Below are 21531 nucleotides of genomic sequence, written 5' to 3' on the forward strand. Positions count from 1 at the left end.
ATTTTGTTTGTGCATACCAAGTATAGGAATATGGTAACACACTGATCTAGAATATTTTTCTATCTCAGGGACAGAGCGTCACCTTTGAATAAATGCTCTAGATACAAAACGGCAAAAAACAGAATAAAGGATGACTAAAAAGTCAAAATGTACACATTTCTTCCTTATTTCATTCCTACACTAATGTTGGAATCGCAATTTTATATTCCACACAATAATGACCTTCCCGGCGATATGCCGCGGGGGCAATACACACTCTCAGTTACGTTACAGACAGCAGTGTGCAAGCGCTACCCAACCACACGCTGTTGTTAAGGATCATACCTATGAAAGCAAGAATATTCGGGCTATGGTTACTGCCACTGAGCTTATGGTCAACATTCGTTCAGGCAGACACCAACCTACTCCCCACCCCACAACAGTTCACAGCAAAAGTACACAGCAGCAACCAAGTTGCGCTAAGTTGGCAGGCACCAGAAGATACCAGCAACATTAAAGGCTATCGCATCTATCGGGATGGCAAACGTATTGCCCGTACCACACTCACCTTTTACCAGGATGACAGTGCGATGGCGGGTACTGAATACAGCTACTTTGTGCAAGCTTTTGCCAAGGGTAAAGATAAAAACAAGCTCACCAGTGAACCGTCAAACACCGAAACGGTGACTACGCTGGCAAGTGATAGCAATGATGGCATGCGCAATGGTTCTGTAATAAATATTGGCATTGCGCGTTTGGTCGATTTATGCGGTACTAACGACCTCAATGCCGTAACGGATGAGCAGCTCGATACCTGCATGGGCAAAGTCATTGAACATTATGAGTTGCAGCAGGGGCTGGAAGATATGCAGGCCTATGTGGCCCGCTATCGTCGACAGGAAGACCCGAAACTGATTGATCTGGGTAAACGACTGTTCTTTAGTAAGGCGCTGAGTCAAAACTATGATACCTCCTGCGCTTCTTGCCACCACCCTGCACAAGGTTGTGGAGGCGATGGCCTGTCATTATCCATTGGCGTCAATGCTGAGAACCCAGATGTCATCGGACTGGGCCGCACCGACGGCAGTACCATCCCTTCTGTTGGACGCAGTTCGCCGCAGATCTGCAACACAGCCCTGTGGGTCAACAGTATGTTCTGGGATCAAAGGGTAAAACTGCGTCAGAGCAACCGTGAAAGTGAAGTGGGCCTGGTATCCACGGCCCCGATTATGACCCCAGAAGATGACGTAACCCGACTGATGAACAGCCAGGTTGCCAATACAGATCCCTTGCGTCTGTTAATGGCTCAGGCTCATTTCCCTGTCACCGCAGCCGCTGAAATGGGCGATCCAACCAGCTTTGAATCCCCGCAAGTCTATCGTGAATTTATTGCCAGCCGTCTGGCCGATGAATGGAAAAGCCACTTCGCAGCAGCCTACGGCGACGAGCAGATTGATTTCTTGCGTATCGCCAGAGCACTTGCGGCTTATCAGGCCTCATTCTTGTTTATCGACAATCCTTTTTTCAACTACATCGAAGGTGACATGGCTCGCCTCAACAATACAGAAAAACGCGGAGCATTACTGTTTTACACCTCAGCAGGATGCGCTAACTGCCACGATGGCGTGATGTTTACCCCGGAAAAAACCCGCGGCCCCCTTTACCCGCAGATTGGGCCTAACGCCGTCGCCGATGGTAATGCCAAAAACCAGTTCCGCATGCCGAGCCTGCTCAATGTTGGGATCACTGCGCCTTACGGCGATAAAGGTGTTTTCCCCACACTAGAGCGTGTTATCGAACACTATAATGACGTAACAGGTTCTCTGGAAAGCTTTTATCACAATGTTGAAACCTGCCAGCTGCCACAATTTCAGCACCTGACAACAGCGCAGTGCCGCGAGATTGTTGGTGGAGGCGAAGAGTTTGTTCTGGCACTTAACGCCGAGAACAGAGCAAATTCAGACAGAGGCGATGATGCCATCATCAAACACTTCACCAGTGATGAAATACATTACCTGGCCTCCTTCTTGCGCTCACTCACCGATCCCAATGCGGTGGCTGGCAGCAACGCTATAGATGTGCTCATTCCGCCCCGAGATGGCGGACCTGATGGCCACCAGTTTGATGCCATAGACAAAAACGGCAACCCGCTTTAACTCGACCCAACCAAAAAGGGCAGCCTGTGCAGCCCTTTTTATCCACACTTTTTCTCAACCCGATAGCGCCTACATATAACTCTCAGCATCATAGAAAAGCTGTTTCAGTGTCCCGCAGTTAATAAACTTATAGGCCAATTCACCTTCGCTGGGTACCCGTTTAGAAGCCCTGAACTTTTGCAGGCACGCTCCCGTTAAGTCTACAAAAATCAGATGGTTAAAGCTGGGTCTTTGCTGTATTTTGTGGACATATATACGTTCCGTTTTGTTGATTTCAATCATGTCATACTCATGCCACTGCGACGCAGGCTCCAATTTGCTGAGCTTTCGGGCAAAAAGTTTATCACTGAGCACCAACTGTCTTTGTGGGTATACCAGCCTGCCTCCACGCGCATAATGTCCCTCATAAACATCTGCGGTGATCATAACTTCCTCTCCCCGCTCCAGTCGTTGCAAATTAAACGGCTCCGGTTTAATGGTGATTAGCTTGGCATCACGAACCAGACTCAGAAAAGCCACATCCGGGTTCTCCAGTCGATAAACGACATGGATATCATTGGGTAAGCCGTACGACGGAAAGTTAGTCGCATAAATGCGTGAACCTCGGTTCATCAGCGCCATACCATGCTCCCCTTTGTAAGCGGGGTTCAGTGGTGGGGCTTGTTTTTCATCGGCTGAAGCCTGTGCTGTAAACAGTAAAATAGCGAGCAGAATGACTCTCATTGTTGGTTCCCTCAGAGTGTTTCCACTCAGTATAGCAAGCAATGATTAAGACATACGGGTACAAGTGTGCTCGTGCATGAGTCCCTTTAAACTTGCTTTGATGGCTTCTGGCGGCACAGCCCATCATGACTTTATAAACCAACCGGCCTTGAGGTTACACTTACCCCTGACTGACAGGCAAAAACGAAAAAGCCGCCCGGGATCAACCGGGCGGCAAAACATCAACGTTGCCAAAAGTTAAGGTTATGGCTGAACCGGGATCAGATTGAAGTTTTCAAGTCTGCCGTCCAGGTTTCGGTGCGCTTCAATTTCAGCGAAGAAAGCCTGGCCATTGCGTGTCGCTGGCGTAGCCACGGTATAGAATACGAAGTTCAGACCTGCAACAACCTGTTGCTGAGCCGCCAGAATGTCATAGCGTACACCAACCAGTGATTCAATCTGCTCAGCCGCTGCTTTCTCAGCTTCAGTGAACTCATCACGCAGTGCTACACCATCGAACGAACCGATAGGTGGAACAAGGACGGGACGGCTCAACACGCGCTCTGCAGTTTCGGTGTATTTGTCATCCAGCGCATGGATCACGATAAGCTCAAGTTTGTTCACTTTTGCCACGTTCGGCGCAACAACTGGCTCAACCAAACAGTAGAACGCATAGTTTATACCATTAACCACCTGAGACTGGCCTGCCAGTGGAGTGATTTTTACACCATCGCGCTGATTAATGTGCTCAAACGCATTGATAAAGTCTTTGCTGAAATCTTTCGCCAGTACAACTGAACAATAGGCACCCAGGTTATGAACTGTCTGAGACATAATTGTTTCCTTATTATTTCCAGTAATCCCGCACCATGCGGGGCTTATTCAACTGGCACTCAGTGTAGATGCGAATCACACGCTTGTTGGTATCAGTTTAGTATCAGTTTGGTATCAGTTTCTTTGCTCCTAAATCTAAGACATTAGGGTGAAAAAATGCTGACAGTGTGTAGTAAAAAGTGGACACTTTAATTGGCTTTAACAATTTGGCAAAAAGCGTTCAGGGCTGCTAGCCTTAGCATCCAAACCAGTCAGGAGCACTTCAATGGACGGTAGAGTCAAACTCAATTGTCATCGGCTCAAGGAGCTAAGAAAAGGCCTCGGCCTGAGTCAGGAGAAACTGGCATGCGCTTGCCAGGATCAGGCTTTATGTGTGTCAATTGCCACGCTGAAACGTGCCGAGTGCGGCAACCGAGTATATTACCGCACAGCAGGCGACCTGGCACGTTTTTACCAGATCCCCGTTGCTGAACTGTTGACCGAACAGTGAGCTCCAGTCATAAAATGAAATGCCTGGCATTTCGAGTGTCATCACGCCTTCCTGAGTCCAGGCTTCACCCCTATATAAAAGACGTGATCATGTTCATCTCTGGTGCCGGGTTTCGCATTAGTCGTATTTGCTCACTTACACGCTTTCACTCACCGGATTGAGTAATCGTTAAACTGAGCCGGGACTGATCTTCAAGGCACTCATAATGTGCGTATATCGCGCGCATATATCCACATCAAACTGATGACAAAAATTGCTATGTTGGGGTAAATCTTGTACTCTTCCGGCCCGCATTCTTCAGAGTACACAAACATGAGCTTCAGCAGTCTTGGCTTATCTCCCGAAATTAATCAAGCCGTAGCCGATCAGGGTTACTCAACACCAACCCCTATTCAGGAGCAAGCCATCCCCGCCATCTTACAAGGCCGGGATATTATGGCCGCAGCCCAGACAGGCACAGGCAAAACCGCAGGCTTTACCCTGCCCATGCTGGAGCTGTTGAGCAGCAAACCAAAAGTAAAAGCCAATCAGGTCAGAGCACTGATCCTGACACCGACCCGCGAGCTGGCGGATCAGGTCTGGCAAAGTGTTGAACTGTATAGTAAACACCTGACTTTGTCCTGCCAGGTTGTCTACGGTGGCGTGAAGATCAACCCGCAAATGATGAAGCTACGCAAAGGGGCTGACGTGCTGGTGGCGACACCGGGGCGGTTGCTCGACTTATACCAACAAAATGCGGTGAAGTTCGATCAGTTAGACATTTTTGTGCTCGACGAAGCGGACAGAATGCTGGATATGGGGTTTATTCACGACATTAAACGCCTAATTAAGTTACTGCCATCACAACGCCAGAATTTACTATTCTCGGCCACATTTTCTGATGAAATCCGCTCACTCGCCAAGGGGCTTATTCAGGATCCCGTCGAGATTTCCGTGGCACCGGCCAACAGCACCGCCAAAAGCGTCACTCAGTGGGCCTACCCGATAGATAAAAGCCGTCGTACCGCCTTGCTCAAACACCTGATTAACACACATGGCTGGCAACAGGTGCTGGTCTTTACCCGCACCAAACATGGCGCTAATCGCCTGGTACGCGACCTCGAAAAGAGTAAAATTAACGCCGCAGCGATCCACGGCAATAAGAGCCAGAGTGCGCGAATGAAGGCACTTGCAGGCTTTAAAAATGGTGAGTTACGCGTCTTAGTGGCCACTGACATTGTGGCACGAGGCCTGGATATCCAGGAATTACCCCACGTCGTCAACTTTGACCTGCCCAATGTGTACGAGGACTACGTACATCGTATCGGCCGTACCGGTCGTGCCGGTGCCACCGGTGAGGCTGTCTCGTTTGTCAGTGAAGATGTTGCCAGCGATCTGTTCGGCATTGAGCGCTTGATCCAGCAGCTGATCCCACGCGTTGTAGAGCCTGGATTCGAGCCACAAAACCCGGTGCCTGAGTCAAAACTGGACACTCGTCCGATTAAGCCAAAAAAACCGAAAAAGCCTAAGAAACCCAAAGCAGCCACAGCGGAGCAATCCGCACAGCGCAAACAGGCAGACAAGCCCAGAAACGGCCAAAAGTCGCAATCCGGAAATGATAAAACCGCTGCGCCAAAACGCCGCAGAAGACGTCCTGCCAATAATCAGAGCAAACCCGGCGGCAATAAACCTGCGGCACAGAACAAGCCAAACTAGAGAGAGCCTCCCGGAGCGCTTTAAATCTCGACACCCTATGTCACCAGGCAGGCACGGTATTGCGCGCTCTGCCTGCGTGTCATGTTATACTCACTCTTTCAATTAAAAAGAAGCCCGCTATGAGCACCGCTACGCCCTTTTCCAGTATCAATCTATCACCGTCTTTGTTAGACAACCTGACCTCGCTTGGCTATCACACCATGACAGAAATTCAGGCCCAGACCTTGCCACAGATCCTGGCCGGCAAAGATGTCATAGGTCAGGGAAAAACTGGTTCTGGTAAAACCGCAGCATTTGCCCTTGGTTTGCTTAGCAACCTGAGAGTAAAACGCTTTAGGGTGCAAGCCCTGGTGGTTTGCCCTACCCGTGAGCTGGCGGATCAGGTTGCCGTAGAGATTAGAAAGCTGGCACGTGCCATCCATAATATCAAAGTACTGACCTTGTGCGGCGGCGCTCCCATGGGGCCACAAATTGGCTCGCTGGAGCATGGTGCCCATATCGTGGTTGGAACACCTGGTCGCATTGAGGAGCACCTGCGTAAGGGGCGTCTGTCATTGGATGAGGTCAATACCTTTGTCCTGGACGAAGCAGATCGTATGCTGGAAATGGGCTTTGAAGAAGCGCTGGACTGTATCGTGTCACATTGCCCACCCCAGCGTCAGAACCTGTTATTCAGCGCCACCTACCCGGCCAAAATTGAGCAACTGGTGGGTCATATTATGTGCAACCCGGTTAAAGTGGAAGTTGTTGCACAGCATGATCACAGCACCATAGAGCAACACTTCTATGAAGTGGCCGACAATGAAGCGAGGGATACTGCACTCCATAAGCTACTGTGTCAGTTTCAGCCCGAGGCAGCGGTGGTGTTTTGTAATACCAAAGCACAGTGTCAGGATGTCAGTGATATGTTGCAGAGCTCTGGCTTTGACAGCGCGGCCCTGCATGGCGACCTGGATCAGAAAGATCGTGATAAAACACTGGTACGCTTTGCGAATCGCAGTTTAACCATCCTGGTTGCAACCGATGTGGCGGCACGGGGTATCGATGTTGACCATGTTGATATGGTTATCAACTATCATATAGCCCATGACCCCGAGGTGCATGTCCACCGTATCGGACGTACCGGCCGGGCTGGCAAAACCGGCGTCGCCTGTTCACTGATGAGCTACAAAGAGTCCCATAAAGTGAATATGCTGGAAGATTACCTCAGCCTGGAGATTGAACCGACTCCTGTGCCTGGCGAGCAGGTGCTTGCGAATCAAGTTAAACGCGCCCCTATGGTCACAATACAAATTGATGGCGGCAAAAAAGCCAAACTGCGTCCGGGTGATATTCTGGGCGCACTGACCGCTAACCAGGCATTGCGTGGCGATCAAATAGGTAAGATAAAGGTCACAGCTATGTCCTCATATGTTGCCGTGGAACGTAAGTACGCCAATCAGGCTGTGAAGGTCATCAGCGACGGAAAAATGAAAGGGCGCAATTTCAGAGCCCGTAAACTTACCCGTTAACGCCTTGCCCTGACCCGCGCTTAGCTACTTGAGATGGCATACTCAAATGCCATCTCAAGTAGCCACACCTAATACCAATTCTTCCCCACCCGGAAACACAATTACGAATTATTTGCATTTACTATTTTCATTACAGTTTTGTTATGATATAACACACGCACTAAATTATTGGAGAAGAAAATGAAGCCAGATATCCATCCTGATTACCACTTAGTTGCCTTTCACGATACCTCGGTAGACAAGTATTTTATCGTTGGTTCCACGATTAAAACCGATCGCACAGTAGAAGTAGACGGCGTGACATACCCGTATGTACCTATTGACGTTTCCAGTGAATCTCACCCTTTCTATACCGGTAAGCAGAAGCTGGTAGCCAGCGATGGCCGGGTTGCACAATTCAATCGCCGCTTTAAGAATCTGGCTGGCAAAAAGGGATAGTCACCATGAAAGTACTCAGTTCATTAAAAAGTGCCAAATCCCGCCCGGGTTGTCAGGTCGTCAAACGCCGCGGTCGCGTGTATGTGATCTGCAAAGATAACCCGCGCTTCAAAGCCGTGCAGGGCAAAAAGAAGAAACGCTAAAATTACCTGATACAGCCGGTGCGCTTTGCACTGGCTGCTTTCCCCGCGATCCTCTGAGCATGTTATCGACCACTTTAGCGACTGAACAATTACTATTTTTGTCTTAAATCAAATAATTAAACTCATTATATTGTATTTAAAATAGGGATATGCATAATGCAAAAGGTTCCACTTTTGGAACCGTCGATAAACGACATAAAAAAACAAAAAGGAAATATTTGATTATGAAATTAATGCAAACATTGAGTGTTTTAGCATGCATGCCTACCCTAGCTCTTGCATCACAATTACCCACAGATGCACTGTATCACCTTAGCACAGGAGCCAAAGTCACAGCTCAGTCGTCAACACTGGACATGACACCCAAAACACACTTATTTAACTCGGTTATACGTGCGGCCCAGGCAGATACCCCTGCAGCCAGTACCATCACCCCCATGTGTCAGACTTTGTCACTCAACACCGTTTACCCTTTCGGCGGTATGACGGTAGGACAGAAACCTTGTTTTCACTTTGAAGTCACAGAGCCTGGTAAAACGACAGCGTTTCTATTCGGTCAGTCAGCCGACACCAATATTAATCTCAGCATAGTGCGTCACAACCCGGACAATACCTTTACCCTGATGGCCAATTCTGCCAATGCAGCGAATGCCGATGAGTTGGCCGCCGCTCTGACGGAGCCTGGTCATTACTATTGGCTGATGGATGTGATAGCAACGGATAGCTCCGATATCAAGTTTGGCGCCATATCATCTACTCAGGCTCAGCTTGACGACTTTGAAGCGAATGACTCAATTGCGACTGTCACCATGTTGCCCGACAAACAAAACCGTGTGAAAGGAAACATAGACAACGTATTCGACTACGACTATTTCGCCTTCACCGCCGTACGAGGCCAGGACCTCATTGTAAAACTCGAGGACGAAGCGAAAACGGATGAGTTTGTACTGGAAATATACAATGGTGGTAACTGGCAACCCGTCGCCGTAAACAAAGCCGAGACTATTTCTCAGCTGCAGGAAAACCAAAGTGTTGTAGTTCGGGTGAGCGGCAACCCAAATCTACAAAATAACCCGGCTAATCAATATACTCTCGTATTGGGCTCCGTGGTTGCGTCGTTTTCCCATGACTCGGTCAGTGGCGAACATGGGGTAGAGCGGATCCCATATTCAGCATTTAAAGCCCCCTACCTGACCACTCAGGCATACCGGGATCTGAACTGGACAGTCACGTTGAATGACTCCAAAGGCCACCCTGTCGAAGGCGCTGAAGCCACGTTTAAGCTGATCCGAGATTTTGACTCAATTGATGACGTCAGAAACCCATATGAAGATTTTGTCGTAACATCTGATGCAAATGGTAAAGCATCTGGTGGTGTTAACTTAGGCCGTTGCTTTAGTGATTACACCGTAGAGCACTCGTCATACAGCATGGGCTACAGAAATACCTGGCGCACAGACTTCCTGGTCGGTGCATGGCGGATTGAAATCGATTCTTATGAAGAGAAAGTCATTGGCATCGGTGGTACTCAGCACCCATATGTCTACATTGGTCACTTGTGTGATCAGGATTTAGTATCGAGCACTCGTAATTAATCCACATCAAAACAGGCCAGTCTGCTGGCCTGTTCCGTATCAAAAGCAGTTATAGCTGTCTGGCATTGCGCTGCAACTGACCACCAATACTATCTACGAGTGTAAACTGGTTAAGTCTCGCATCACCCAGTTTAACTTGCGCGTCACTCTGGCTACTTTCTTCCATCAGCGCTTTAAAGTCGATAATGTCGGCAAAGTTGCTGCGATTAATATCGTATTTGGCCCAGTAGTCCCCACTTTCATTGGGGCCTTTAAGCAACTCAATCCCTTCCATCATTGTATCCTGAAAGGTTTTTGCCAAAGCCACGAGCTCTTCGTTTTCATTCAGCTTCTCTTCGAGCAGTTGCTTTTCACTGTCTGTCAGGTCATCACCGCTGACCACCAGAGCCCCGTCTTCATTGACGGAAAAGCCCCAGTCTTTGTCACTCAGCCCCGGAGATAGTTGCTCAATTTCCTTAGTCACTTTGGCAAACTCAGCACTCATATCCTCTGCAATTTTAGGGATCGAAACAGCAAACAATAGTCCAGTTGCAGCATCCATTCGCTCACTGTATTGCTCTGGTGTTTCTTGGTTTTCCGATGAGGTGATAGCCAGAGGCCGATCATAAACGAGTGCCGGTGATGGTGCTTGTGCGCCGTGATATACATCTTTGGCAAGTGTGCTTTGTGCTGAGTCGGGTGAGCTGGAAACGGGCTGTTTTGCGTCTTCAAGGTTACCTGAAGAGGCCACCTTGCTTTGCAGATCAAGTTGCGCTGCAGGCCCGCCACTGTGCGTGTTCACTTTCATGCTATTTTCCTTATAGATGTCTTAACTTGTCGCTTAAACCAAACGCTTAAACTAACAACAATGGCTTACATTATAATCGTAATCGACCCATAACCGTTAAACTTTAGTACTAAATGACGATATAAATGCAAATTGAGTCCTTAGCCCCAAAATCGGTGATGTTTAATTGATATATGCGCGTACACAGCGTCAAACTCAGGCTAAAGTAAAAGTTTGTAAACATTAACGGTACATTAAACCTAAACTAACATATAGGGTCTACGCTGAAAAGGAAATAACAAAAAAGGACCTAACATTATGACTAAATCCGCACATCATTCTGGCACTTCTGACGTAACCGTAGACATGAACCCCATGTTGGATATTGTCTTTATTTTACTGATCTTCTTTATCGTTACCGCAAGTTTTATGCGGGAAACTGCCCTGCCAATCAATCGAACCGATCAGGCCGTAACCTCAATTGTGCCGAGCCTGACACCCGTCTTTACAATTGACGCAAAAAACCAGATTTATCTAAACAACAGAAAAATCGATATAGATACTGTCAGTATCAATATTGCCCGTCTTGGTGCGCAAGGCGAACTTACCAGTATCAGTCTTCGCGCACACCCGGATAGTCAGCATGCAACGCTGGTCGGTGTCCTCGATGCCATCAAAGCACAAACCTCAGCACCTGTGTCTTTGGGTGACACTCTCTAGTAAGTAAAATTCTATAGTAAATAGCGCAGCCAGACCCGGGACTATACCGGGTCTGGCTTAGTGTTTTGCAACCTGAATATAGTCAAACCATTTTTGCTGTATCCCAGCTAACTTGCCGTTACTGCTGATGGTCGAAAACGCATCACGGTAGCGGGCAACCAGCTCAGGGTCAGAGGCAATGTTGAAGGCAATACTGAGGTTTGTATTGAGCTCTGTCAGCTCCGCAACTTTGGCCAGGGTATTGAAATCCATACCTGCCTTGTTCGCTCGTTGCCAGATGGTTTGCTCAGTCCCGACCACCAGGTCAAGGCGATCTTTTTCCAACATCCGCAGCAGCTGATCTTCATAACTGAGTGGTTTAAGATGAGAAAACTGACGTTTCGCCAGATACTGAGCAACATTAGAGCCTCTCAGAACCGCCACCCGATGATTTTTAAGTAACATCAGCGAGTCAGATTGCGCGGGAAAGCGTCGAGCCAGACCCCATAAATAGATTGGATCCGTTTTGACTTCACCAATCCAGTGAAAATAGGGACTTCTGGCTTCGGTGTGAACTATCGAATAGATCAGTGTATTTTTTGTCATCACGGCTGTTTGGTAGGCACGCGCCCAGGGCATCACGCTAATATCGGGTATATCACCGGCCTGCTTGCACAGCGCGTGAACGACTTCAGTCATAAACCCACCTAAACTGCCATCTTCATTTTTGATTTGGTAAGGGTATAAATATTCGGTGACGACCTGCACTGTTGCCGCTTTGACGGGTGATATTATGGACAGCCAGATCACCACACCCATACATGCAAAAAGTTTCACGACGCCCCCGGTACCACACTGACCTTACTGTTAGTCTAGGGGGGACACCTATAATTGCAAATAACCCAACAAAATTAGATATGCCATATGAAGTGTCCGCGCATTGACGAAATAGCCAGGCTATTTTATTTTCTTCCAGATCTCCCGCTCCACAAACTTGCCATTTTCATACAATTCATGGTGCCACAGCTCCCCTTCAACCTTATAGGTAAAGGCCATCTTCCTGCCTAACAGGGAGCTGACATTGCCATATTCATAGGTCTCAATAAACTGGTTACCTCTGAGCACGTAGGTGCCCCCGCCCGCATATTTAAATTTCCCCTCGCTCTGGGTGATGTAACTGTGGTGAGTGGGTGTGATCAGTTTAACCGAAGTTAACTCGGGCGCCTTGGCAGAGACGATACCCGATTCTGTTGCATACTGTCCTTCAACGAATTCCCAACTACCCAACAAAGGATTGGCCATCGCTGTACCACTCAGTAGTGCGGTAAAAATAAGAGATTTCATTTAAGTTCCTTGAATAACGAAGTGTCCTTAGGAGTGTTACATACTCATCGTAGAAAAACAGTTGAGGATCTCTCATGTCGGTACACGTTAAAGATGTTGAACACAATTACCCCGGATGTATTCAGGATCCCACAGGGAATGTATGTTTTTCGTACAACAATGAAATAACCTTGTTGGCTATCGGGTCTTCTTGACAACATCCTGACTCATCAACACGAGGCCAATATGAACATAGCAAGTATACCATTCTACGCTTTTGTATTATTTACTCTGAGTGCTTGTGGTGGAGGGGGGGGGGGTGAACCATCCAGCACCAGTAACACGGTAAACACAGAGGCCAGTGATACGACCAGCACAAATACGCAAAATAACACGGATACAAGCTCAGACTCAGACATCAGCGGCAATGACAGCACAGATGCCAATAATGGTGATCAGGCTGCAGAAACCGTGACTTATCAACTCACATTTACCCGGACCTGGGAGTCCGACAATTTTCCCACCAACTTCCCGGGTAATTCGCACTTTTCTCCTTTGGTCGGACTCACCCATAATCAAGATGGGTTTATCTTTAAACCTAGCACCACGGCCTCTGCCGGTATGATCAGCATGGCTGAAACAGGATCTAAGACCGCACTAAAAGACGAAATCAGTACCATTCAGAACGCAGGACATTCAAATTATCTCATTGATGAATCAGGCGTCTCAGGCAGTGCCAAAAGCGTCACATTTACCTTTGAGGCCAGTCAGCAATTCCCTCTGTTGAGCGTCGTTTCCATGGTTGCCCCGAGTCCGGACTGGTTTATAGGCCTCGAAAGCTTCCCTCTGTTTACAGACAACCAGTGGATTGACAGTCAGACCATTCAGCTTAAGGTGTATGATGCAGGCAGCGACAGCGGACCGCGTTTCAGTTCAACGAACCAGGCTACCAGCCCCGCGGAGCCGATTATGTTACTTACCAGCGACCCCAGTGACAGCGATTTTTCACAAGGGGTGCATGCCCAGTCAGGTGACTACATAGGTATGATAGAAATAAAGCGCCTGTAATTGTGTTCGTCTTCCACCTGCCAGCTCAGGGTCAGCGCTAAATCAAGCGTTGACTCCCTCACTTCAAGCATAGCCAATGGAAAAAGTTAACCTTTAAATTCAATATCTTAAATTGACACCTTCGCCTCTTCTGAATCTTATACTTGTGTTTCCTTATCGATCAGGACACTCGCCTGCAAAGCGGCTGATATAACCGGAATAAAACAACAAGAGGCAAAGCTATGAAATTTCCTTCAATGATGATTTGTACCGCCTGTCTGATGCTAAGTGGCTGCGGCAGTGATAATAACGTGACCCATTCCTCAAAGCCTAAGTCGGCTGATATGCCCGTCACGCTCAGTGATTCCATTCAACCTATTCAGTTTGATATCCATGCCGATTATCAAAGCTTGCTTGATCAGGTCGTTGAGGCAGGATTAACTGGCATATCGGTTTATATAGATACACCTGGGTGGTCTTCAACTTACACCAGTGGCCTGGCCAATAAAGATACCAATGAACCACTCAAACCGACACATTTGTTCCGCATTGCCAGTAATACTAAGAGCTTTGTCTCGACGCTGGCACATCTCATGGCCCAGCAAGGCCAGCTCGACCTTGACAGCCCTATCAACACTTACCTGCCCGAAGAGATTAACGCTCGTTTACCTAATACCAGTACCATCAGGGTCCGTCATCTGCTGCGTCATACTAGCGGCCTGAAGGACTATCTGAGTGTTCCGCAGTTCTGGCATAAAATCAAAGCAGAGCCCAATCATGATTGGCAAGCCACTGAAATGTTGAGCTATATTTATGATGAGCCAGCACTGTTTGAAGTCGATAGTCGTTTCGACTACTCCAACACAAACTACCTGTTGCTGGGAATAATATTGGATGACTTACTGGGCTACGATCTTGCTATTGCGATTCGCCAGCAGATCCTGGAGCCACTGGGGATGACCGAAACCTATTACTATCAGAGGGAAGCTTTGGGTGACGAACTGGTACATGGCTATGAAATGGAAGAGGACGGCCTCACTAGCTACCGCCACATCAAGCTGGGGTATCGCGCTGCAGATGGGGGAATGGTGAGCACACCAAAAGATCTTAGCTTGTTTTTCAGCGCCTTTGGTAAAACCCAGGCACCGTTTAACGCGGCGATTAAAACGCAAATGCTCGAAAACCTGAACACCATGGATGCAACCAGGGAGTACGGTGCCGGGATTGTGCGCAAAACAGAAGAAAGCACTTTTTCGTCTTTGTCAGGTAAAGTGGCTTATATGCATGGCGGTTACAACAATGGCTATATATCAAGAAGCTATTATTACCCGAAAGAAGACGTCAGCATCAGCATATTCTACAACCGCGTATTTAACCGCCAAACAGAACAAGACAAGCACAATATGGTTAACGCGTTTCGCGAAGCACTGCGAGCCAAAGTCTTTAATGAACTCTAATCATGGTCTCAGCCGGTGGTCATACCGGCTGAAGCTCACTGTTTTATTAAACAGGCTAACCAGTGATCTCAAGAGAGGTACCCCGACCCTACTCTGGGAATGGGAATGGGCATGGGTAGCGAGTCGCTTCTTTTAACACATTAGTATTATTGTCATAATCCTGGTTTTCGATCGCCCCGCTGTTTGACATGTTAATCAGCTCTCGCTTTTGTGCAGGTTCTTTGAATTCGGCAATGGCCAGATAACACTTAAGGTCAGGGCGTTGCAAAAGTCCTGAGCAGGCTTTGTTAAACGCTTTACAGGTACTAATCCGGATTTGTGCAAAAAAAACTGTACGCAGGATTACAACGCGCCCAGGCAACATTATCTGACTGATTGAAAATCTCTCATTTGCACTGTTCCCATAAACACGATTTTATAGACCTCTTTTTGCTCGATGTTTTCAGGGACATGATCACTATGATGACTCATCTTAAGGCTTTGCTTTATGGCGTGTTTATTTGCTTATTGGTGCTTACTACTGGGCAGGTTCAGGCACGTAACCACACGCCTATTTTGATGCCTGCGCCCACCTCACTCGTGCAGTCGGCACAAACGCTTACATTAGACCGGCCGTTGATACTGTCGCTCAAGGGTCTGTCAGCTCAGCGCAGCGCATTTATTCAGGCTTACTATCGAGAACAATTCACAAAGTTTGGTTATCAGGTGTCGCCTGCCGCCTCCGAGCCCTCATTACCCATAATTGTGACTGTACAGACACCACAAGACGCCACTCACCAGCATCCACAACTTGGGCAGAATGAACACTATCAACTCAGTATCAATCAAACTGACATAACGATTAGTGCGCCGAGTGATTTTGGTGCCTTGCATGCGCTGGCCACTCTCAGTCAGCTACTCTATTTTGCCCGCGACAGTCGCGAACTGGCGCTTCTGCATATAGAAGATAGTCCCCGATTTCCCTGGCGTGGACTGCTGCTCGACAGCGTCCGCCATTTTATTTCGGTTCCGGCAATTAAGCGTCAGTTGCGTGGTATGGCCGCAGCTAAGCTCAATGTCTTTCACTGGCACCTGACGGATGATCAGGGATGGCGCTTCGTATCCAAAGCGTATCCCAGGCTACACCAGCTTGCGTCAGACGGTCAGTATCATACCCGGGCCGAAATCCGGCAGGTTGTTGAATACGCCAGCAACCTTGGGATCCGGGTGGTTCCTGAATTTGACGTGCCCGGGCATGCCTCTGCAATTGCGGTTGCCTATCCCGAGCTGATGACAGAAGTGAAGCCCTATCAGATGGAAGATGGATGGGGCGTGTTTGAGCCATTACTGGACCCCAGTAAACCTGAGGTCTATACCTTTATTAACGCCATTGTCGCTGAACTGGCCGAGCTCTTTCCTGATCCTTATTTGCATATTGGGGGCGATGAAGTAGATCCAAAACATTGGCAGAACAGTGAGCGTGTGCAGTCATATATGCATCAGCATAAGCTAAATACAAGTGCAGATCTTCAGGCTCATTTTAACCACAAAGTACAGGCCATCTTGCGTAGTCACAACAAAAAAATGATGGGCTGGGACGAGATATTTCATCCCGCGCTGGATAAAGATGTAATGGTTCAGTCCTGGCGCGGTAAAGCCAGCCTCAGCCAAATTGCGGCTCAGGGATACCCGGTGTTGTTATCAGCCGGCTTTTATATCGACCAGCCACAGCCTGCCAGCTACCACTATCGTAATGAATCGTTCGATACTGATCTGCACCAACCACACCCGGTAAACACTCAGGACGCGATTCAGGCCTGGGACTTTACCATGCCAAGGCTAAAAGGCAGTGCAGTCAGGGGCAAACTGGTACTGGTGACACAACAGCAATCGGTCCGCCATGCCTACATACAACTGAATGACAGGCCGTTTAAGCAAGCCCGACTCGATAGCCACTTGATATCACCCGATGCAGGCCAGTCGCGACTCAATGCCACTATTGACAGTTGGATGGGACCGACCCGCGCCGAGCTGACACTCGATAAAACGGCAGGTATTTCAGGGCGGATCCTCATTGGTAACGCAGTCTATCCGGTGACAGGTAAGTTGGCTGCGCATTTTTCTCATGCTGACTTTGTAAATATGCCCTTCCTGAGTGCCATGAACGCAGAGGCGAAAGGCAATATTTTAGGCGGCGAGGCGACGCTGTGGAGTGAGCTGGTGACGGAACAAAACCTCGATATACGCAGCTGGCCGCGCCTGTTTACAATCGCTGAGCGTCTCTGGTCAGAGCGAAAAGTGAGTCATGAAGCTGCCATGTATCAGCGCCTTCATGCACTGTATACTTTTGCCAATGCCATTGGCTTGCACCATGACAAGCAATTTCGCCGGGGTCTGCAATCACTGCTCAGCTCACAGTCCAGTGATGCAGACCTGGCAGTGCTGGCACGTTTTGCCGAACAGCTGGAGCCTGCCAGCTACTATACCCGCCATCACATAAGATATCAGCAGGGGCTGTATCATCAGAATGTCCCCTTGGATCAGCTGGTGGACTTCCTGCCAGTAGAGAGTCAAACCATGCTGATGCTCTATCAAAAACTGGCACTGTTCAGACAAGGTGATAGCAACGCATTGCAGCACATTACCGCCACACTTAAAGCCTGGCATACTGATTACCGCTTATTAGCGCCTCTTATTGCCAAAACTCCTACGTTGCATGGACTGCAGACAACTCTGACACAAGCTAGTGCCATCAATGAAATAAGCCTGGCGATTATTCGCAGTTGTACAGTCAGGCAATCCGTCTCAACACAGCGCATGCAGCACTTTGCCGAACGCCTGAAGGAGATCCAAAATAAAACTGCAGAGATAGTCGTTGCAGCAGGGGTTTTCAGTGAACATTTGCTGGAGGCGTGTCGTGCCGATGGAGCCTCATCGGATCCCACCAGCATAGACCTTTGATATCAGGATATCGGCGAATATACGCTATAGTTGCCCGATTCATTCTGACTGTGTTAGGGTTAAACCGATATAAGGTACAGTTGAACACTATAAGGAAAATAGAATGAAAATAAGTCTGGTTAAGAAAAAGTTGAAGACATTATCTGCGCAAGAGCAGGCATTAAAACTACAACTCACACCACAAGTATTTGGTGGGTTTGGCCCCTCAAATATGTCCGGAGGGCAAGCCTGCCCCAATCACTGCGGTGGCATCTAGCCCTTACACACGAATAGACTAATCAAGGAAATTAAGATGATACTCACTTTACAAAAAAAACCTCTGAAGTCACTGACGTTGGACAGCACGCATCTCAACAAAGCCGCCACTCGCCAGATTGCAGGAGGTCATTTCTCCATTGTAGATCAGTGCCAAAACACCAGTGGGACGGGTGAATGTGATGATTCCTACACGGAAGATTGCCCTACCAATGAGTGCAACGGCCGTTAGCCGACCAGGCTATGGACTCGCGCCATAGCCACCTTAGTTATTAGCTACTAGCCACAGCCCGATCACTTTTCTGTATCATCACCCACAGTCGGCTCTGCCAGCGCATTCCCTATTAATCCTCTGAGCCATACACTTTTATCATCCAGCTGACGTTTCTTCAGCCACAACATAGCAATGTCGAAGTCCGGCACTGGCAATGGTGGATCAAAGTACCTCAGGCCTGCATCTTCACATGCCAGTTGCGCCATTTTTAATGGCACAATGGCAACCAGGCGGCGCTGACTGAGCAAGCGCTGTATCGTCAGGAAATTACGGCTTGCCACAGTTACCCGGCGGGTTAATCCCGCTCTGGCCAGCAACTGGTCCACCTGAGTGGTTAAACGCCCATCCGGACTGACCAGGGCATGCTCAGTCTCAGCGAAAGCCGCCAGTTCCAGAGGTATTTGCGTTGCAAACTGTACAGGGTCTACCAGACAGACATGACGCTCTGTGTACAAGATAAGGTTGTCAAAAGACTCGTCTGGCTCAGTAATGCTGCCAATAACCAGATCCAACTTCTCTTTCTCGGTCAGGGTAATGTAGTTGCTGCGATTGACGTTAACAAAACTGATCTGCGCTTCAGGCGCCTCTGCACGAATGCGATCGTAAATCACAGGCGCAAAGTTGAGTTCAGCATAATCAGTCAGGCCGATGCGGCAAACCCCGTCATACTTTTGCGGCACAAACTGAGCTTTATTGAGCAACGTCTCGGACAGAGTATCCAGCAGTTGCTCCAGAGCAGGGGCGATCTGATGGGCATATTCGGTGGGCTCCATGACATGTCCTTTGCGCTCAAGCAGCTCGTCATCAAACAAGCGTCTCAGTCTTGCCAGGCTGTGGCTCATTGCCGATTGACTGACACAACTTTGCTCGGCCGCCTGACTGACACTGCGACAACGATATAAATAGGCAAATGCGACCAGTAAATTGAGATCTATCTGGCGCCATGGCACATCATTGAAGCTCATACTCTCAATCCTATATAATTCATAGTCTGAATCAAAACTATTAATTTGAATCATTCTACGTCATTTTTTACTCTATCGGCAGTCCTGATAACAGAGCACACGCTACTATGTTCGCTATTTTTAAAACCTTCTTTTTACTCGGCTGGATAAGCTTTGGCGGCCCGGCTGCCCACATTGGTTATTTTCGCCAAACCTTTGTGGAGAAACTCAAGTGGCTGGATGATGCCGATTATGCTCAGCTGGTAGCACTGAGCCAGTTCTTACCCGGCCCGGGTTCAAGTCAGGTCGGCTTTGCGCTTGGCTACAAACGCGGTGGTCTGGGAGGCGCCTGTGCAGCATTCATTGGTTTCACTTTACCTTCGGTCATGATCATGGTGTTCCTTGCCCTGATGGCCAGCCATGTCACTGACACGGATATGTTTCAAAATCTGGTGCATGGTCTGAAACTGCTTGCCATTGTGGTCGTTGCTGATGCCGCCTGGGGAATGTATAAAAACTTTTGCAAAAGCACGCTCACAGTCAGCCTGTGTTTGATCACGGCAATAGCCCTGCTGCTGCTGCCGGGAATTATGACTCAAATTGGTGTACTGATCCTGGCGGCTCTGGTTGGTATGCTTTACCTGAAAGGGAACACCCAGACGACACGTCCCAGTTCACCTTTTAAGGCAAACTGGCTGCCTTTGGCTATATTTGCCGGCTTATTCTTAGGCCTGCCTTTTGTTGCCCATATGAACCCGTCTGTTGCCCTGTTTAATGACTTTTATCAGGCTGGCAGCCTGGTGTTTGGGGGTGGTCATGTGGTGCTGCCACTACTGCAAAATATCCTTGGCGACGGCCTCAGTCAGGATGCATTTTTAACCGGCTATGCCGCCGCTCAGGCGGTTCCCGGCCCGATGTTCACATTTGCAACTTACCTCGGCTATGCACTCATGCCAGCAAACCCAATCACAGGTGCACTACTGGCAACTTTGGCCATATTTCTGCCTGGCTTTTTGTTATTGCTGGGGGTGCTCAAAAACTGGCAACTACTGTCCTCACACCCCGCCATTGCAGGCGCACTGAGCGGCGTTAATGCCGCCGTAGTTGGCCTGTTGGTTGCTGCTCTCTATCAGCCGGTCTTTACCAGCGCAGTGCAGTCAGCACAAGACATAGCCCTGGTCCTGGTGGGTTTTTACCTGTTAAAACAACTGAAGCTGCATATTGTCTGGCTGGTGATCACTTTTATACTGGCTGGCGTAACTATGGGGCTGGTATAGTGCTGCGCAGCAGGAGGGAATGCACACTCCCCCTGCTGCTGCAAATCCTCTCCTCCTTTGCAATCTAATCCCATTCAGGTTGAACAATCTCGGATCAGCAACTAGTTTTTAAGCGCACAAAGGCGATTCATTAAACTCTAATACCGAGGTTGGTCTATGGACAGCTTTCTAGAACAAATCGATATCAATCAATATTTACCTGTGGCCGTTGACTGGGCGACTAACTTAGTACTGGCATTGTTCATTCTGATCATTGGCATCTGGCTGGCGGGCAAGGCTTATAAAGCCGTGGTGTCTGTTGCGAATCGCTACGATAAGCTGGATGACACGTTATTTAAATTCTTTGGTAGTGTTGCCAAATACACTGTGCTGGCCTTTGTCGGCATTGCAGTGCTTAACCGTTTTGGCGTGCAAACCGCGTCGATCATTGCATTGCTTGGTGCCGCCGGGCTTGCGGTGGGACTGGCACTGCAAGGCACTTTATCCAACCTCGCTGCGGGCGTCATGCTGCTCATTTTCCGCCCCTACAAGGTCAATGACTTTATCGACACCGCGGGCCAGTTTGGCAAAGTGACTGAAATTGATATGTTTACTACGATATTGCAGACCTTTGATAACCAGCAGATAGTGATCCCGAACAGTCATATATGGGGCAGCAAAATTGTTAATCATTCCCATCACAATATTCGTGGTGTCGATATGCGGTTTGGCATTGCGTACAGTGAGAGTATTGATGATGCCAGAGCCGTGATCCAATCCGTATTGCAGGCTCATCCTCATATTTTATCGGAGCCTGCACCGTTTGTTGAAGTGGAGTCACTCAACAATAGCTCTGTCGACTTTTTGGTCAGGCCATTTTGCCAAGGTGCACATTATTTTGATGTGCTCTATTCCGTGCCTGAACAGGTGAAAAAAGCACTCGATGAGGCCAACATCGAGATCCCCTTCCCGCATCGTAAGGTTATTCTGGTCAACGAAAGCGATGCCTGAGACTCATGTGCTGGGG

The 21531-nt window shown here is 48.5% G+C and carries 21 protein-coding genes; 15 read left to right on the top strand and 6 right to left on the bottom strand.

The window, feature by feature from the left end; genetic code table 11:
• The first annotated feature begins 326 nt into the window (after window positions 1–326).
• Entirely contained in the window at window positions 327–2135 is a 1809-nt protein-coding gene (locus NH568_RS11930) for a cytochrome c peroxidase (protein WP_253047626.1), read from the top strand.
• 69 nt (window positions 2136–2204) lie between these two features.
• Here the strand turns inward: NH568_RS11930 and NH568_RS11935 are convergent, their stop codons facing one another.
• Both NH568_RS11935 and NH568_RS11940 read right to left on the bottom strand, forming a co-directional pair.
• Window positions 2205–2858: a hypothetical protein gene (locus tag NH568_RS11935; protein WP_253047629.1), complete on the bottom strand. Its 654-nt coding sequence runs from the start codon at window positions 2856–2858 to the stop codon at window positions 2205–2207.
• A 243-nt stretch (window positions 2859–3101) separates the two neighbouring features.
• Entirely contained in the window at window positions 3102–3671 is a 570-nt protein-coding gene (locus NH568_RS11940) for a hypothetical protein (protein ID WP_253047632.1), read from the bottom strand.
• Between the two features lie 265 nt (window positions 3672–3936).
• On the opposite strand from NH568_RS11940, the gene NH568_RS11945 reads away from it, so the two are divergent.
• The 6 genes from NH568_RS11945 (at window position 3937) to NH568_RS11970 (ending at window position 9543) form a co-directional block, all read left to right on the top strand.
• Window positions 3937–4161, top strand: a complete 225-nt coding sequence (locus tag NH568_RS11945; protein ID WP_253047635.1) for a helix-turn-helix transcriptional regulator — start codon at window positions 3937–3939, stop codon at window positions 4159–4161.
• A gap of 312 nt (window positions 4162–4473) precedes the next feature.
• Window positions 4474–5856, top strand: a complete 1383-nt coding sequence (locus tag NH568_RS11950) for a DEAD/DEAH box helicase (protein ID WP_253047638.1) — start codon at window positions 4474–4476, stop codon at window positions 5854–5856.
• 119 nt (window positions 5857–5975) lie between these two features.
• Entirely contained in the window at window positions 5976–7367 is a 1392-nt protein-coding gene (dbpA, locus tag NH568_RS11955) for an ATP-dependent RNA helicase DbpA (protein WP_253047641.1), read from the top strand.
• Window positions 7368–7547: 180 nt separating this feature from the next.
• The gene (locus tag NH568_RS11960; RefSeq protein WP_010384175.1) at window positions 7548–7805 is read left to right on the top strand and encodes a type B 50S ribosomal protein L31; all 258 of its coding nucleotides are present in this window, start codon (window positions 7548–7550) and stop codon (window positions 7803–7805) included.
• 5 nt (window positions 7806–7810) lie between these two features.
• Complete coding sequence (ykgO, locus tag NH568_RS11965) at window positions 7811–7948, top strand: type B 50S ribosomal protein L36 (RefSeq protein WP_046003577.1); 138 nt, start codon at window positions 7811–7813, stop codon at window positions 7946–7948.
• A gap of 224 nt (window positions 7949–8172) precedes the next feature.
• The gene (locus NH568_RS11970; protein WP_253047644.1) at window positions 8173–9543 is read left to right on the top strand and encodes a hypothetical protein; all 1371 of its coding nucleotides are present in this window, start codon (window positions 8173–8175) and stop codon (window positions 9541–9543) included.
• A 49-nt stretch (window positions 9544–9592) separates the two neighbouring features.
• Here NH568_RS11970 and NH568_RS11975 read toward each other — a convergent pair whose 3' ends face one another.
• On the bottom strand, window positions 9593–10330 hold the full coding sequence (locus NH568_RS11975) for a hypothetical protein (RefSeq protein ID WP_253047647.1): 738 nt from the start codon (window positions 10328–10330) through the stop codon (window positions 9593–9595).
• A gap of 297 nt (window positions 10331–10627) precedes the next feature.
• Between NH568_RS11975 and NH568_RS11980 the strand changes: the two genes are divergently transcribed.
• Complete coding sequence (locus NH568_RS11980) at window positions 10628–11029, top strand: biopolymer transporter ExbD (protein ID WP_253047650.1); 402 nt, start codon at window positions 10628–10630, stop codon at window positions 11027–11029.
• Window positions 11030–11086: 57 nt separating this feature from the next.
• On the opposite strand, the gene NH568_RS11985 is transcribed toward NH568_RS11980, so the two are convergent.
• Both NH568_RS11985 and NH568_RS11990 read right to left on the bottom strand, forming a co-directional pair.
• On the bottom strand, window positions 11087–11845 hold the full coding sequence (locus NH568_RS11985; RefSeq protein WP_253047653.1) for a transporter substrate-binding domain-containing protein: 759 nt from the start codon (window positions 11843–11845) through the stop codon (window positions 11087–11089).
• 120 nt (window positions 11846–11965) lie between these two features.
• Window positions 11966–12352 (bottom strand): hypothetical protein, encoded by a 387-nt coding sequence (locus tag NH568_RS11990; RefSeq protein WP_253047656.1) that lies wholly within the window; start codon window positions 12350–12352, stop codon window positions 11966–11968.
• A gap of 225 nt (window positions 12353–12577) precedes the next feature.
• On the opposite strand from NH568_RS11990, the gene NH568_RS11995 reads away from it, so the two are divergent.
• The 5 genes from NH568_RS11995 (at window position 12578) to NH568_RS12015 (ending at window position 18262) form a co-directional block, all read left to right on the top strand.
• Complete coding sequence (locus NH568_RS11995) at window positions 12578–13399, top strand: spondin domain-containing protein (protein ID WP_253047659.1); 822 nt, start codon at window positions 12578–12580, stop codon at window positions 13397–13399.
• A 221-nt stretch (window positions 13400–13620) separates the two neighbouring features.
• Window positions 13621–14835 carry a serine hydrolase domain-containing protein gene (locus tag NH568_RS12000; protein WP_253047662.1) on the top strand — a complete coding sequence of 405 codons (1215 nt, stop codon included), beginning with the start codon at window positions 13621–13623 and terminating at the stop codon, window positions 14833–14835.
• Window positions 14836–15294: 459 nt separating this feature from the next.
• Entirely contained in the window at window positions 15295–17775 is a 2481-nt protein-coding gene (locus NH568_RS12005) for a beta-N-acetylhexosaminidase (protein ID WP_253047665.1), read from the top strand.
• Between the two features lie 103 nt (window positions 17776–17878).
• Window positions 17879–18031: a hypothetical protein gene (locus NH568_RS12010; protein WP_253047668.1), complete on the top strand. Its 153-nt coding sequence runs from the start codon at window positions 17879–17881 to the stop codon at window positions 18029–18031.
• Window positions 18032–18067: 36 nt separating this feature from the next.
• Window positions 18068–18262 (top strand): hypothetical protein, encoded by a 195-nt coding sequence (locus NH568_RS12015; protein ID WP_253047670.1) that lies wholly within the window; start codon window positions 18068–18070, stop codon window positions 18260–18262.
• A gap of 62 nt (window positions 18263–18324) precedes the next feature.
• Here the strand turns inward: NH568_RS12015 and NH568_RS12020 are convergent, their stop codons facing one another.
• Window positions 18325–19269, bottom strand: coding sequence for a LysR family transcriptional regulator (locus NH568_RS12020; RefSeq protein WP_253047673.1), 945 nt, complete (start codon window positions 19267–19269; stop codon window positions 18325–18327).
• Between the two features lie 107 nt (window positions 19270–19376).
• On the opposite strand from NH568_RS12020, the gene chrA reads away from it, so the two are divergent.
• Together chrA and NH568_RS12030 are read left to right on the top strand one after the other, a co-directional pair.
• Window positions 19377–20525, top strand: coding sequence for a chromate efflux transporter (gene chrA, locus NH568_RS12025; RefSeq protein WP_253047676.1), 1149 nt, complete (start codon window positions 19377–19379; stop codon window positions 20523–20525).
• A gap of 156 nt (window positions 20526–20681) precedes the next feature.
• Window positions 20682–21515, top strand: a complete 834-nt coding sequence (locus NH568_RS12030; RefSeq protein WP_253047684.1) for a mechanosensitive ion channel domain-containing protein — start codon at window positions 20682–20684, stop codon at window positions 21513–21515.
• Window positions 21516–21531: the final 16 nt, after the last annotated feature.

It is taken from the genome of Pseudoalteromonas sp. XMcav2-N (assembly GCF_024124545.1).
Taxonomy (GTDB): domain Bacteria; phylum Pseudomonadota; class Gammaproteobacteria; order Enterobacterales; family Alteromonadaceae; genus Pseudoalteromonas.